Annotated in this window: 10 protein-coding genes; 8 read left to right on the forward strand and 2 right to left on the reverse strand. The window is 61.9% G+C overall.

Features of this window, described 5'->3' with window-relative positions; all coding sequences use genetic code 11:
* Nucleotides 1-32 precede the first annotated feature (32 nt).
* From hpt to BN3789_RS04825, 6 genes are all read left to right on the forward strand, one after another.
* A complete protein-coding gene (gene hpt, locus BN3789_RS04800; RefSeq protein WP_066831032.1) occupies nt 33-581 on the forward strand; it encodes a hypoxanthine phosphoribosyltransferase in 549 nt (182 codons plus the stop codon).
* On the forward strand, nt 582-2,753 hold the full coding sequence (gene ftsH / locus BN3789_RS04805; RefSeq protein ID WP_324608424.1) for an ATP-dependent zinc metalloprotease FtsH: 2,172 nt from the start codon (nt 582-584) through the stop codon (nt 2,751-2,753).
* Nucleotides 2,754-2,918: 165 nt separating this feature from the next.
* Complete coding sequence (locus BN3789_RS04810; protein WP_066831034.1) at nt 2,919-4,106, forward strand: pyridoxal phosphate-dependent aminotransferase; 1,188 nt, start codon at nt 2,919-2,921, stop codon at nt 4,104-4,106.
* 10 nt (nt 4,107-4,116) lie between these two features.
* Nucleotides 4,117-4,953 (forward strand): phosphatase, encoded by an 837-nt coding sequence (locus BN3789_RS04815; protein ID WP_066831036.1) that lies wholly within the window; start codon nt 4,117-4,119, stop codon nt 4,951-4,953.
* Between the two features lie 40 nt (nt 4,954-4,993).
* Nucleotides 4,994-5,572, forward strand: a complete 579-nt coding sequence (locus BN3789_RS04820) for an FmdE family protein (RefSeq protein ID WP_066831038.1) — start codon at nt 4,994-4,996, stop codon at nt 5,570-5,572.
* 190 nt (nt 5,573-5,762) lie between these two features.
* Nucleotides 5,763-7,178, forward strand: a complete 1,416-nt coding sequence (locus BN3789_RS04825; protein WP_066831041.1) for a lipase family protein — start codon at nt 5,763-5,765, stop codon at nt 7,176-7,178.
* Here BN3789_RS04825 and BN3789_RS04830 read toward each other — a convergent pair.
* A complete protein-coding gene (locus BN3789_RS04830) occupies nt 7,166-7,780 on the reverse strand; it encodes a DUF4956 domain-containing protein (protein WP_267872871.1) in 615 nt (204 codons plus the stop codon). The genes BN3789_RS04825 and BN3789_RS04830 overlap by 13 nt on opposite strands.
* Here BN3789_RS04830 and BN3789_RS04835 point away from each other — a divergent pair.
* Entirely contained in the window at nt 7,754-10,342 is a 2,589-nt protein-coding gene (locus tag BN3789_RS04835) for an S-layer homology domain-containing protein (RefSeq protein WP_066831045.1), read from the forward strand. The two genes, BN3789_RS04830 and BN3789_RS04835, sit on opposite strands and share 27 nt — an antisense overlap.
* Before the next feature lie 668 nt (nt 10,343-11,010).
* Here the strand turns inward: BN3789_RS04835 and BN3789_RS04840 are convergent.
* A complete protein-coding gene (locus BN3789_RS04840) occupies nt 11,011-13,620 on the reverse strand; it encodes an S-layer homology domain-containing protein (RefSeq protein WP_066831048.1) in 2,610 nt (869 codons plus the stop codon).
* Nucleotides 13,621-13,763: 143 nt separating this feature from the next.
* Between BN3789_RS04840 and BN3789_RS04845 the strand changes: the two genes are divergently transcribed.
* On the forward strand, nt 13,764-14,337 hold a 574-nt coding region (locus BN3789_RS04845), incomplete at its 3' end, for an ATP-binding protein (RefSeq protein ID WP_147569560.1).

A 14,337-nucleotide genomic window follows, 5' to 3' on the forward strand; every position in this document is an offset into this window, starting at 1 on the left:
TCCAGCGGATACACGCAACAGAAAGGTCTGCCATGGAATCGCTGCATCCCGACGTCGATCGTCTTTTGCTCAGCCAGGAGGAGATCGCTGATATCGTCAAGCGCATGGGCGCGGAGATCACCCGCGATTACCAGGGGAAGGACCTGGTTCTCATTGCGGTTCTGCGCGGCGCCGTGGTCTTCATGGGCGATCTGATGCGCGCTGTCGAGTGCCCGCTCGCCATCGACTTCATGGCGGTGTCGAGCTATGGAGACGGTGCCAAGTCGTCGGGCATCGTGCGCATCGTCAAAGATCTCGATATCGATATCAAGGGGCGCGACGTGCTGATCGTCGAGGACATCCTCGACTCCGGGCTCACGCTGCGCTACCTGATGAAGAACCTGTCGAGCCGTCATCCCGCCTCGCTGGAAGTCGCTGCCTTCCTGCTAAGGGACATCGAGGGCAAGCAGGCTGCTATCGAACCCAAGTACATCGGTGCCCGCTGCCCCGAAGGCTTCCTGGTCGGCTACGGCCTGGACTTTGCCGAGCGGTACCGCAACCTGCCCTATGTGGGCGTACTCAAACCGGAGGTTTATTCGTAGATGACGTTTTGGAACGATACCGCCGAGAACAACGGGGTCGTCGTCATGGCCGATGGCGGCGATGACGACAAGAATCGTCGCGACGACGACGGCCTGTTCGGCTCGCTCGACGATCTCCGCAAAAGCGGTCGCACGCCGGGCGGTAACCACAGGCCCCCCTCGCGCATCGGCTGGCTGTACTTTCTGCTCGCCTGCATGCTGGTTGCATACCTGTTCATGAACATGGGCGGCTTCTTCAACCGCTCGACGGGCGCGGTGCAGCTCACCACCAGCGATTTTGTGACGGCGGTCAAGGAAGGGCGCGTCGACACGGCCACCTACACGGTCGCCGATGGAAGCGTGTCGGGCGCGTTTTGGCAAGACGCCTCCGACGTCGGTCAGGATTCCGAGCTGGTACCGTATACCGCCACGTATGTGGGCTCCGATACGCTGAACGAGCTCATGGCCGAATACGGTGGGGAAGACGGCGTCGAGTACGATGTCGACACGTCCGATCCCAATTTCCTGGCGAACCTTATTGTCAACGTGCTGCCCACCATCCTGCTCGTCTTCGTCATGTTCTACTTCATGAGGCAGATGCTCGGCGCCAACAACAAGGCCATGCAGTTCGGCAAGACCAACGCCAAGACCAACGAGTCCACACGCCCCAAGGTCAAGTTCGGTGATGTCGCCGGTATCGATGAAGCGGTCGAGGAGCTCAAGGAGGTTCGCGACTTCCTGGCCGACCCCGAGCGCTTCCGCAAGCTGGGCGCCAAGATTCCGCGTGGCGTGCTGCTGGTGGGCCCTCCGGGTACCGGTAAGACGCTGCTTGCCAAGGCGGTCGCCGGAGAGGCCGGCGTGCCGTTCTTCTCCATTTCCGGTTCCGACTTCGTCGAGATGTTCGTCGGCGTGGGAGCCTCGCGCGTGCGCGACCTGTTCAAGGAGGCGAAAAGCCAGGCCCCGTCGATCATCTTCATCGACGAGATTGACGCGGTCGGTCGCCAGCGCGGCGCCGGCTTGGGCGGAGGCCATGATGAGCGCGAGCAGACGCTGAACCAGCTGCTGGTCGAGATGGACGGCTTCGAGGATTCCGAGAGCGTTATCCTGATTGCCGCCACGAACCGCCCCGACATCCTCGATCCCGCCCTGCTGCGTCCCGGCCGTTTCGATCGCCAGATCACCGTCGACCGTCCCGACGTCAAGGGCCGAGAGCAGATCCTGCGCGTGCATGCGGCCAACAAGCCGCTTGCCGATGACGTGCGCTTCGACAAGCTCGCCAAGCTCACCGTCGGATTCACCGGCGCTGACCTGGCGAACCTTCTGAACGAGTCTGCGCTTCTTGCTGCGCGCCGTCACCGCTCGACGATTTCGATGGCCGAGGTCGAGGAGTCGATGGAGCGCGTGATCGCCGGTCCGGAGCGCAAGGCGCGCGTCATGAGCGTGACCGAGCGCACCACGATCGCCTATCACGAGAGCGGCCACGCGTTGGTGGGCCATGTTCTGGAGCACTCCGATCCGGTCCACAAGATCACGATCATCCCGCGCGGCCAGGCGCTTGGCTATACCATGCAGCTTCCGACCGAGGACCACTACCTCAAGACCAAAAACGAGATGCTCGACGAACTCGCGGTCTTCCTGGGCGGTCGCGTGGCCGAAGAGATCATGTGCGAGGACATCACGAGCGGTGCCTCCAACGACCTCGAGCGCGCGACGAAGATGGCGCGCGAGATGGTGACTCGCCTGGGTATGAGCGAGGAGCTCGGTACGCAGGTGTTCGGCGAGGCTCAGCATCAGGTCTTCTTGGGTCGCGACTACGCAGATCACCAGGATTATTCCGAGGAGACGGCTCGTCGCATCGATACCGAGGTCCAGCGTATCATGCGCGAGGCCCACGAGCGCGCCTACAAGATCCTGAACGAGCGCCGCGAGCAGCTTGAGCTTATGAAGCGCGTGCTGCTTGAGCGCGAGACGGTCGAGGGTGACGCCGTGACGGCGCTGCTCGACAACACGTGGGACGAGTATCTGGAGGCCCATGGCGAGGCCGACGAGGAGTCCCACGACGCACGTAAGGCGCGCGTTCCCAAGCAGTCCGACGAGGAGATCGCCGCCGAGGCCGCCGCGTTTGCCCAAGAAGCGCTTGCTTCCGAGCAATCGGACGAAGCGCCGGAGGCGTTGGATCAGACGGATGAATGACGAAGGGCCCCTGCCGGGGCCCTTTTTCTATGGGTCGGCTGCGGGGAGCCACCAGGAGTTTTCTGATGCATGCGGTCCGTTAACACGATTCGACCAGCTCCGATCTCGCCGATCTGACCCCATCATGCGCGTACAATGCAGCTAAACGCAGCCAAGGAGGTAGATATGGTTAACGACACGATGTTTGCACGCGGCGCCGAGAGCTCGGTCATCCGCGAGATCTTCTCGTACGGCCTCGAGCGCAAAGCGCAGATCGGTGCCGACAAGGTGTTCGACTACTCACTCGGCAACCCCAGCGTGCCGGCTCCTGCGGCAGTGCGCGCTTCCATCGAGCGTTCCCTGCAGCTGCCGAGCGATCAGCTCCATGGGTATACGCCCGCTCCCGGCCTTCCGGAGGTTCGTACCGCAGTGGCCGAATCGCTGAACCGCAGGTTCGGGACCTCGTACGGTATGGGCGATGTGTTTATGACCGTCGGCGCCGCAGCCTCGGTGTCCATGACGATCCATGCGCTCACGAACCCTGGTGAAGAGGTCATCGTGATCGCCCCGTATTTTCCCGAATATGCCGTGTGGATTGAAAAGGCAGGGGCGACGTGCGTGGAGGTGCTGGCGGACCAAGGTACGTTCCAGGTGGATGCCCAAGCTGTCGCGGCGGCCATCACGCCGCGCACCGCGGCGGTGATTATCGATTCGCCCAACAATCCGACCGGCGCCGTCTATACGCGGGAGACACTGGACGCGCTCGCTGCCGTGCTGAGCGCCGCGAATGCCAATCGCGATGAGCCGATCTACCTGATTTCCGACGAGCCGTACCGTGAGATCGTCTATGGCGTCGAGGTGCCATGGGTTCCCTCGATATACGAGAACACCGTTGTGTGCTACTCCTATTCAAAGTCCCTGTCGCTTCCCGGCGAGCGCGTGGGCTGGGTGCTCGTGCCCAATACCTGCCCGAACGCCTCTCGTGTCATGCCGGCCATCGCCGGCGCGGCCCGGACTCTCGGATTCGTGTGCGCTCCCGCGCTGTTCCAGCGCGTGGTTGCAGACTGCGTTGACGAACCGTCTGACGTTGCCGCCTATGCTCGCAACCGCGAGGTGCTCACGCAGGCGCTCTCTTCATACGGGTATACCTATGTTGAGCCCGACGGCGCCTTCTACCTATGGGTCAAGGCGCTCGAGGACGATGCGGAGGCGTTCTGCGAGCGTGCGAAGCGCTACGAGTTGCTTCCGGTGCCCTCGAACAGCTTTGGTGTGCCTGGCTGGTTCCGCCTGGGCTATTGCATCGACTACGATGTCATCGTGAACTCGCTTCCCGCCTGGAAGCAGTTGGCCGACGACTATCGCCGTGAGCGGTAAGGAGCTGAGGATGTCATACCACATCGCCTGCGATATCCACACGCATACGATCTTCTCGCGTCACGCCTACTCGACCATCGGGGAGAACGTTGCGGTCTGTCGCGAACGCGGCATGGAGCTGCTCGGCTCGAGCGATCACTTCAGCTCGATGCTCTTTCCCGATCAGCATCTCCGCAACTTCCAGTATTTCCTGAACCAGGGTTGTTGGCCTCGCGTGTGGGATGGCGTGGTGGTCCTGCGCGGCCTCGAGGTCGATATCGTCTCCCTCGATGGGGACCTGTTCGGCCAGGATATCGATGTGCCGAACACTATCGTGGGTCGTCCCTATGCGAGCGATGGCTCGCTGTTCGACCGCGTGACATCGGGCATGGACTATCTGATTGCAAGTGTCCACAACGGCGATTTCACCAAGGGTGCTCCCATCGCCCGCACGACGAATATGTATGTGAAGGCGCTGGAGAATCCGCAGGTCTTCGTGCTGGGGCATACCGGGCGCTCGGGCGTCCCGTTTGACTATGACGAGGTGCTGACGGTCGCCAAGGAGAAGAACAAACTGATCGAGATCAACGAGCACAGCCTTGAGATCGACTCGCGCGGATGGTTCCATAGCGTCTGCTCGCGCATCGCCCAGCGGTGTGCCGAGATGGGCGTAGGGATCATCGTGTCGAGTGATGCCCACCTTGCGCCCGCGATCGGGCAGTTCCAGCATGCCCAGGATATGCTCGAGGGAATCGGGTTCCCGCAGGAACTCATCATGAATCGCGACCGTCGGACATTGCTGGACGCGCTTGAGCGCGCCGGGATCTGCAATCTGTGCGAGCTTGCGGATTTGGCCGATTACGAATAGCATGGCCCCGTTGGGATACCCCGGGGTGAGGAGTCGGCATATGTCCGAGCGGACATTTGAGGAAGACCTGCAGCGCGCGATAGCGTTCCATGGCCACATGTGTGCGGGTCAGATCATCGGAACGCGCATGGCGCGTATCGCGCTCAAGCATTTCGGTATCGAGGATCCGTATTCATATCGCGACCTCGTTGCCTTTGTGGAATGCGACCGGTGCCTTGCGGATGCCGTCATATCGGTTGCCAACTGCCATCTGGGCAGGCGCCGCCTTAAATGGGCCGACTATGGCATCATGGCGGCCACGTTCTACGATCTGGGAAGCGATCGCGCCATCCGCATCGCCGAGCGCCCGGATGTCCCGCATGCTCCGCGCGACAAGCAGGAGATGCTCGCGTTCTTTGCGAAGCTTACCGATGACGAGCTGTTTTACGCCCATGAGGTCTCGTTGACGGATTTCGACGAATTCGATCTGCCGGGACGGCCCCGTAGGAAACAGTACTGCGAGGTATGTGGCGACTTGATCCACGACAATCGCGCCATCGAGCGCGATGGGCATACATATTGCCGTCGCTGTGCCGGCGAGCACGTGTACTACACCCTGGGTGCACCCGTTTCCCTTTAAGGGAAATGGGTCGGTTGGGGACGGGTTCGTTTCAACCCATTGATGGGTTGAAACGAACCCGTCCCCAACCGACCCATCCACAACCTCTCAACAATCGGCGCTTCCTTAGGAAAACGTAAGGCTCTCCCCATGAGCCCGTCATGACTGCTTGGTATGCTAGACGTGAGTTGCCGCTCGGGAGGGAGGGGCCATGCGACACCGGGTGCTTTGCGCGACAGGACGTGCGCTTGCGCGAACGTCGATTGCCGCGATCGTCTTGATCGCGCTCGTGGTCATGGCATGCGTCACCATACTCTACGTTCGCCATCATCAGCAGCAAAGAGATACGGGTGCGGTTGCCGCTCCTCGGGTGGCCCAGGCAGCCGAGTTGCCTCGTGAGGGCTCCTTTTTGCAAACTGTGCGCCTGACCGACCTTCAAGCTCCTGGAACGGGGGAGTTTGGCGTTACGATACCCTGGGACGATGCGTGGTTCTTTTCCGATCCCACACGCTACAACCCCGATCTTGCGTTTGCCTCATCGGTGCTGGCATCGCTGGCGTATGCAGAGTCGGGTTACTACCAGCAGGGATCTGATCAGCCGGCGTATATGGAGCTCGCCCTCGCATCCCTGGGGTTCGAGGACGTTTCCACCGAGTCGTATCGTTATCGCAGCGAAGTGGTTGATGAAGTCTTATCGCTGGTCACGCAGGCAGCGGACTCGGCGGCATATGCCATCGCATCAAAGCCTATAGCGAGTGCGGACGGTGCATATGATGCAGAGCTGATCTTGGTGTCCGTACGCGGTAGCTATGGGTCGGAATGGCTTAGCAACCTGCAGATTCTGTTTGAGCAGGACGAGCATGCCCAAGAGGCCGACCGCGCCATCGCAGATGCCGTGGTGCGGTCGTCTGGTGCGGACCGTGCGGCGGGAGCGGGGGAAGACAACCCTGGCTACACCGAGGCGGCGCAGGAGATTTGCGATGAGCTTTCCGGTCGCATCCGCCGCGCACACGGCAGAGGACGTTCGGTGAAGCTGCTCGTGGTGGGGCATAGCCGTGGCGGTGCGATCGCCAACCTGGTTGGGGCCTGGGCCTGCGACAGCTTGTCTACTGCGGTTAGCGATAACGCCATCGTTCCGCTTCACGCGGGCGACGAGGTGTTTACCTACACCTTCGCAACGCCGGGGACGACCACCGACGCCGATGCTCGCGGCGGTCGGTACGCGTCGATTTTCAACGTGCTCAACCCGGCCGACATCATGACGTATCTTCCTCTGGAGGCATGGGGCTACGAACGCTATGGTGTTGACGCAAACTTGCCGTCGAGCGAAGACGAGTCCTTTGCGAAGCGCTATGAGCAGATGACCTCATCGTTTGCCGATATCGTTGGCTCCTCATGCCCGGTCGACGCCGATGCCGACCGGAAGGCGCGCGCCCTCATCGATGACCTTTCAGAGCGCATCGCCTCCATCGAGGAGCTTAAATCACCAGCCGGTGTTGCCCACGCCTTCGCGATACTGGCAGAGCACGTAGACCCAACCACCATGCTGAACGGCCATTACCCCAGCGTCTATATCGCATGGCTGGCGCAAGAGCGGCGGGAAGCCGCCTCGGATCAAGCCTCGTAGCTGCCGCGGTACTGAACCATGGTCACATCTCCGACGCCCTCGATCTCGCTGATGGTGTTGACCACGTTCATGTTGTCATCTTTCATAATGACCTCGACGGTCAGTTCCGCACGTTCATCTCGAACGACTTTCGATCGTACTTTCGTTTGATACTGCTCGAGTGAACGCCGTATCTCCTCTTCGATCGGCAGGTCTGCGGCGCATTCGACGACAAGCATGTAGGTGTTGTCACTCCCGCGGGCGCTCTTCAGGATGAAGAAGACGGCGGACACGAAGAGAAATGCCACCACGCCGACATAGTAGTATGTTGCGCCGACGGCGATTCCCGTGGTGATGGTCCAGAAGAGGAACATGAGGTCCAAGGGGCTTTTCACTGCCGTACGGTAGCGGACAATACTCAATGCGCCGACCATGCCGAGACTCAACATCACATTGGAGCTGATGGTAACGATAATCACGGCAGTCAATATGGTCATGACAACAAGGGAAATTGCAAAGGAGTGATCGTAGACAACACCTATGAAGCACTTGCGATATATGGCGATTATCTGTTCCTTACGGAAGGAGAAAGACGTATGACAGCTTGCGTCAACAGGAAGCACACTAAGAAGGTGGCAGCCGTCGTGACCGCGTCCCTGGTGGGCGCGCTCTCCCTGGGCGCCGCCCCCGTGGCCGCGATGGCGGACACCGGGATCGACCTGCAGTTCGCTGAGGGCACCGAGTTCGCGAACGGCTCGGTCACCCTGTCCTTCACCGGCTTCAACGAAACCACCGGCGAGTACGACGCCATCACGAGCACCGAGGATGTCAACGGCGTCACCACCGTCGACGCCAACAAGATGCCCGTCATCCCCTCGGTCACCCAGCTGACCATCGCCGGCGGCCAGGGCACCGTTCAGATCAACGACGGCAACATCAGCGATTACAAGGTGCGCCTTTACAAGGCCGATGAGGACGGCAACCCGACCGGGACGCCCCTCTCCGGCAACAAGGCCGTCGACGCGGGCACCTACGTCGTGACCGTGACGGCACTCACCGGTTCCGATTACGCCGGCCAGACCTTCAAGACCACCTTCAACGTGAAGGGCGTCGACCTGCCCGACGTCACTGCATTCGAGGATGGCGACACCGCCGACACTACCTTCACCTTTACCGGCTCCGCCCTTGAGGTCGGCTTCATGGACGCCTCCGGCAACGTCCTCGATGAGGGGACCGACTACACCGTCTCCTACAAGCTCGGCAACAAGGATGTCGACGAGCTCACTGGCGCCGGCACCTACACCGCCGTCCTGACCGGCAAGGGCAAGTACGCCGGCAGCAGCGCCTCCGTGCCCGTAACCGTTAACAAGTTCGTGATCGACAACACGACCACGGTCCTCGTCGACCACTTCACCGGCCAGGCCCCGACCTCCCCGTCCCGAGTCATCGCCGCTGACGGCACCGAGCTCGACGCCAGCCTCGTCGGCCTGACTCCGACCGGTAACATCAACGACGCGCAGACCACCCCGTACTACTTCACCATCAGCTCGAGCAACACGAACATCGACGTTAAGGCCCCGACCGTCACCGGCTATGCGGCCGGTTACAAGGTCGACGCCCTCTGCACCTTCCAGTACAACGGCGCGGCCCTCGCTGACTCCTACGAGCTCGACGCCTCCAAGAACGAGACGTTCAACACGGGCGCTCTCACTGCTCGCTATGGCAGCAACAACGCGACGATTAACTCGATCAGCGTCGTGAAGACCGGTGCCGCCGTCCAGGGCGCCGACGCCGAGGCCGACCTCAACGCCGGCGAGTACGGCGAGTACGAGGTCACCGTCGATGTCGCCGTTAACGCCGACGCTGACGGAAACGTCTACGGTGGCTCCAAGACCTTCACCGTGAAGATCTGGAAGGGCACCATCGACGCCGACGCTTCGCTGTACGTCTACGGTCCGACCAACCCGATGGTCGCTATCACCTCTTTCGCCAAGGGATATGACGGCGAGGTTCTCACCACCTCAAGCTTCGATGTCGTGGGCAAGGGCGTCCCCGCATCCGAGATCGACAAGAAGCTCGTTGACTCCGAGGGCAACGAGATCGACGAGGCCGTCAACGCGGGCGACTACAAGCTCGTCGTGACCAGCGACTGGTACAAGATCTCCGGCACCACCGAGCTCCCGATCACCATCGGCAAGGTCGACCTGTCCACCCTCTCCATCGAGGCCCTCGTCAAGTGGAACATCGTCGCCGGCGAGGAGATCGTCCCGCTGGGCAACCAGCCGGTCAACCAGGTTGACGCCGCCATTTCCAGCCTTGAGCTCTCCTATGCCACCGGCAACGAGGCCGCCGATCCCGATCTGACCAGTGACTACACCGGTCTTGATTGGATTCCCGGCAACGTGGATGTCGTCGTCGAGTACGACGACGAGGGCACCTGGAAGGAGGTCGGCGCCCTCGAGGACGCCGGCGACTACCGCGTGACCGTCTCCGTCGCTGAGGACGTCGCCTCCAATTACGTCCTCCCCGAGGGCGAGACTTCTGTCACGATCGAGTTCAAGGTCGCCCAGAGGACCCAGTTCACCGACGTCCAGCCCTCTGCCTGGTACTACAACGTCGTGAACGATGCCGCCAACCTCGGCTTCATGAACGGCTATGCCGGTACCACCATGTTCGGCCCCGAGGACAGCCTCACCCGCGGCCAGGTCGTCTGCGTCCTGTTCAACATGGCTGACGCCTTCGTTCCCGGTAGCACTGACAACGAGACCGGTGGCGCTTGGAACGAGAGCACCGGCTGGGACACCGGGTTCTCCGACGTTGACGGCACCAAGTTCTACGGCCAGGCAATCTACTGGGCCAACAAGACCGGCGTGGTCAACGGCTACGGCGACGGCACCTTCAAGCCTGAGCAGACCGTGACCCGCGAGGAGTTCGCCTCCATGCTCGCCAACTACGCCAAGGTCGTTCTCGGCGACACCACTGTCGGCACCTACGACGCCGACACGGTGCTCTCCGAGTACCCCGACGGCGAGGGCGTTGCCGACTGGGCAGCCGACAATGTTGCCTGGGCTGCCGGCGAGGGCATCATGGGTAATAACGGTTCCCTGATGCCGACCGACACCATGACCCGCGCCTACTGCGCGGCCATGACGGTCAACTACTGGGATATCTTCCGCACCGAGTAGCGGTAATCCCGTCTAGCAAGTGCTAGCGAGCCCGCTCCCGCAAGGAGCGGGCTTGCGGGAAGGCTCTTCCAGCAAGAGTCCTCCCGCAAGCCTTTGGCTCAAGTTGCAAGCTGTCGCACAAGGCTCGATGCCGAACGGGCCCTCCGGATTTATTCCGGAGGGCCCGTTCGGCATTCTGGGCATAACGGAGGCATAACGCTCTATAGCTGCCCCTATTGTTGCGGGGGTCACGAAGAGCGTTAGGCGCGATATCGCCAAATCATCGGCGGGAGAGAAGAGATGAGTGTATAGGATTTCCGGCATCGCAACTTCAAAGCGTAGGACCCGCGGTTGGCCGACGCGATATAAGCCTAATGCTCACAGCTGCTGGCTCACCTGTTTTCAGCCAGTCCTCACCCAATAGCGGTCCCGCTTTGCAAGCTATCGCCGATTTGCCAGTGTCGCACGCAAATGAGTCGATCTGCGGGTCGAAGAAATCTTATATAAATTGCCGAACGGGCCCCTTGGAAGAGATTCCAAGGGGCCCGTTCGGCATCGAGCCTTGTGCGACAGCTTGCAACTTGAGCCAAAGGCTTGCGGGGAGGCTCTGTCTCCCAGAGCCCTCCCGCAAGCCCTCCCCCGGAGGGGAGGGCTTCATCTTGCGTCAGAGGAGCCAGGCTATCCCGAGATTACTTCTCGAGGGCCTCGGGCTGGTAGTTGACCGCCATCGCGGCGACCTCGGCGCGGGTGATGTTGGACTGGCCGGCCACGAAGCCGCCGTTGCCCATGACGCCGTTCTCGACGGCCCAGGCGACGTTGGCCTCGGCCCAGTCGGAGACGGTGTTGGCGTCGGACATGCCGTCCAGGGCGCCCTCGTCGGCAGCCTCGAACTTGCCCATGGCCTTCGCGTAGTTCGCGAGCATGGAGGCGAACTCCTCGCGGGTGATCTGGGCGTACGGGGCGAAGGTGCCGTCGCCGTAGCCGTTGGCGACGCCGAACGCGCGGGCCCAGGCGAGGGCCTTGGCGAAGTAGGCGTGGCCGTCGACGTCGGAGAAGCCGGTGTTGTAGCCGGTGTTCTCGTCGAAGGAGAAGTCGTCATCGGGCATGGACTTGCCGCCGGCCATGTTGAACAGGATGCACACGGCGTCGGCGCGGGTGATGTCGGCCTCGGGGGCGAACAGGTTCGTGCCGGAGATGCCGTTCACGTAGCCGAGGTCAGCGGCCTTCTCCACGGGCACAGAGTACCACTTGGTGGCGTCGACGTCGGTGAAGTGGCCGAACTTCTTGATGGTGAAGCGGAACGTCTCATGAGTGCCGAGATCGTAGTTACCGCCGGCAGTGTCGTTCAGAGCGATCTCGACGGTGTAGGTGCCCTCCTCGACGGCCTCCTCGACGGTCTTGTTGTTAGCATCCTTGATGGACACGACGTTGTAGAGATCGGAGGGAAGCTCATGATAGGTCCAGTTGGTTCCGTCCTGGACGCCGTACAGGACGCCCGGAATCTCGACCGCGGAGCCGGTGTAAGCGACGTAGAAGCGGTTGAGGACGGTGGAGGTGGTGCCGGTATCCGCATCGGTGACAGTCCAGCTGTCATCAATCTTTCCGGTGGTCTCGTTGGCCTCGCGGTCCATGCTGTCGACGTCCGCAACGAGCTGGTCGGCGACAACCTGCTTGACGGTCAGGTTAAGCGTGTCGCTCGAAGCGCCGGTGAACTTGAAGGTGATGGGCTCGACCTTGATCGAGTACGTACCGGCATCGACGATGGAGTCGACCTCCTTGCCGGTGACGGCGTTCTTGATCTCGAGGGTGTAGTCCGTGCCCTCGGCGTAGGTCTTGTCACCGACCTTCACGACGACGTCGATGGAATCGAGGAAGTCGGAACCGTTGTAGGTGACCTCCGCGGAATTGCCGGCAATCTCGCCATCGAGGTAGAACGCGAGGTTCTCATCCTTGCTGGCGCTGTTCGGCACGACCTTGATCGTGCACGTGGTGGAGCCGCCGACGAGCTTCGGGTCAACGAAGCCGCGCTCGGGCTTGACGCGGACCGTCATGGTGTAGGTGCCGGGATTGGAGAGCTCGGAGGCGTCGACCGCTTTGCCGCCCTTCTCGAAGGTGATCTCGAGGCGGTCGTTGGGATAGCTGTCGGTGCCGCTGTTCCACTTGTTGCTGACGGTGACCTTGGAGATGTCGAAGGTCTCGCCGTCCTCGAGATAAATGGTCTCGGGGTTGTTCATCAGGTCGCGGCCATAGTAGACCTTGCAGTTATCATCGACAAACACGTCGGTATCAATGACATTGAGCGTGAAGCTCGCGGAGCCCTTGACGCAATCGTCGTAGTTAACCGAACCGACCTTACCGGCAGATGCGACGGTCACGGTGTACGTGCCGGAGCCGCTGAAGCCGGCGCTGCCGTCGGACTTGGTGACGGAGGCTACCTTGAGGTAGGAGCCCGTGTAGGCGCCGCCGTTGACCATAAGGTCGGAGTCGAGGGGATTGATGTAGCTCGCCTTCACGTCCTTGTGGGACACAGAGACCTTGGTGAGGTCGAGGGGGGAGACGACGACGGTGACGTTGGCGCTGGCAGTGCCGTCGCTCACAGTGGCAACGTAGGTGCCAACAGCAGTGATGTCGGGAATCGTGTTGCCGTCACCATCGGTGGTCGTGGAGACAGGGGTGCCGTCGGCCTTCTTCCAAGCAGTCGCCTTGACGTCCTCGAGCTCCTGGCCGTCGGCGTCAGCGAACTTGATGTCGCCCTGGAGGTTGGCGCCGGTCCAGTAGATGGTCGAGCTGGCGGGATCGCCGACGTAGGCGTGGACGCTCTCGAGAGATTGAGAGGACGCGCTAATCTTGAAGTAGAAGGGGCCTGCCGCCTCCGTAGCGCCGGCTGCATTGGTCTTCTCGACATAGACGCCGAAGGTGCCGGTTCCCGTGTAAGTAGCGAAGGACGACTCGCTGAAGCTGCTCTCAACGCCGCTCGTAACCTGGACATAGCGGAGCGTGTAATCGTCATCGACCTTGGTCACGTCGCCGAAGGAGTTGGTGATCTCGCTCGGCTTGAGGTACTTGCCGGACTTCTGGGCGAAGATGGGCTCGTTCGGGTCAGCAAGCGAGGCGCCCTTGCCGTCGGTGGCCTTGGTCACCTTGGCACCGGTCGTCCAGTTGGCGGCCTGCATGTCGATGCCCGTGTCCTCCGCCATGGCGGTCACGGGGGCGACGCCCAGCGAGAGCGCGCCCACCAGGGACGCGGTCACGACGGCTGCCACCTTCTTAGTGTGCTTCCTGTTGACGCAAGCTGTCATACGTCTTTCTCCTTCCGTAAGGAACAGATAATCGCCAGTTACGGAAGGGGTCCTCTATCAGCATGGCGCCATTTCCCTTGACGCGCTGCGTGTCAAGATGTAGCATTATCTTGGCACGCAGCGCGGCAAGATAGGCGGACGGCATGAACAGCGTCATAGCGGAGAAGATCCAGGACTTCATCGATGACGGCATCCCCGAGGCGTTCGAGCGAGACCTTGACCTGGGCCCGGTGCGCACGCCGGCGCGCGGCAACCTCGCCACGGTCGTCACCGGCGTCCGCAGGTGCGGGAAAACCTACCGGCTGTTCCAGGAGATGAGGCGCATCGTGGCGGAGGGCTGGCCGCCCGAGTCGATCCTCTACTTCAACTTCGAGGACGAGCGTCTGAAGCCCTACCGCCCCGGCCTGCTCGCCGAGGTCCTCGACACGTTCTACGCCATGAGGCCCTCCGCCCGCCGCGACGGCGCGTTCCTGTTCTTCGACGAGATCCAGGAGGTCCCCGAGTGGGGGGCCTTCCTGCGCCGCGTGGTGGACGGGACGAGGTCGACCGTCTACGTCACGGGGTCGTCCTCGCGCATGCTCTCGGCAGACCTCGCCTCCGAGTTCCGCGGCAGGGCCATCTCGCGAGAGCTGTTCCCCATGGGCCTCTCCGAGTACGCGCGCTACCACGGCGTCGAGGTGCCGGCGGGCGCGGCGGGGGGCGGCGCCGTCGGGTCCG

Source organism: Collinsella ihumii (genome assembly GCF_900046475.1).
Lineage (GTDB): Bacteria > Actinomycetota > Coriobacteriia > Coriobacteriales > Coriobacteriaceae > Collinsella > Collinsella ihumii.

What these genes read in the sequence shown, in the direction of transcription:
- BN3789_RS04810 (WP_066831034.1), top strand. Translation starts at nt 2,919, where the DNA reads ATGGTTAACGACACGATGTTTGCACGCGGCGCCGAGAGCTCGGTCATC.
- BN3789_RS04825 (WP_066831041.1), top strand. Translation starts at nt 5,763, where the DNA reads ATGCGACACCGGGTGCTTTGCGCGACAGGACGTGCGCTTGCGCGAACG.
- BN3789_RS04835 (WP_066831045.1), top strand. Translation starts at nt 7,754, where the DNA reads ATGACAGCTTGCGTCAACAGGAAGCACACTAAGAAGGTGGCAGCCGTC.
- hpt (WP_066831032.1), top strand. Translation starts at nt 33, where the DNA reads ATGGAATCGCTGCATCCCGACGTCGATCGTCTTTTGCTCAGCCAGGAG.
- BN3789_RS04840 (WP_066831048.1), bottom strand. Translation starts at nt 13,620, where the DNA reads ATGACAGCTTGCGTCAACAGGAAGCACACTAAGAAGGTGGCAGCCGTC.
- BN3789_RS04815 (WP_066831036.1), top strand. Translation starts at nt 4,117, where the DNA reads ATGTCATACCACATCGCCTGCGATATCCACACGCATACGATCTTCTCG.
- BN3789_RS04820 (WP_066831038.1), top strand. Translation starts at nt 4,994, where the DNA reads ATGTCCGAGCGGACATTTGAGGAAGACCTGCAGCGCGCGATAGCGTTC.
- ftsH (WP_324608424.1), top strand. Translation starts at nt 582, where the DNA reads ATGACGTTTTGGAACGATACCGCCGAGAACAACGGGGTCGTCGTCATG.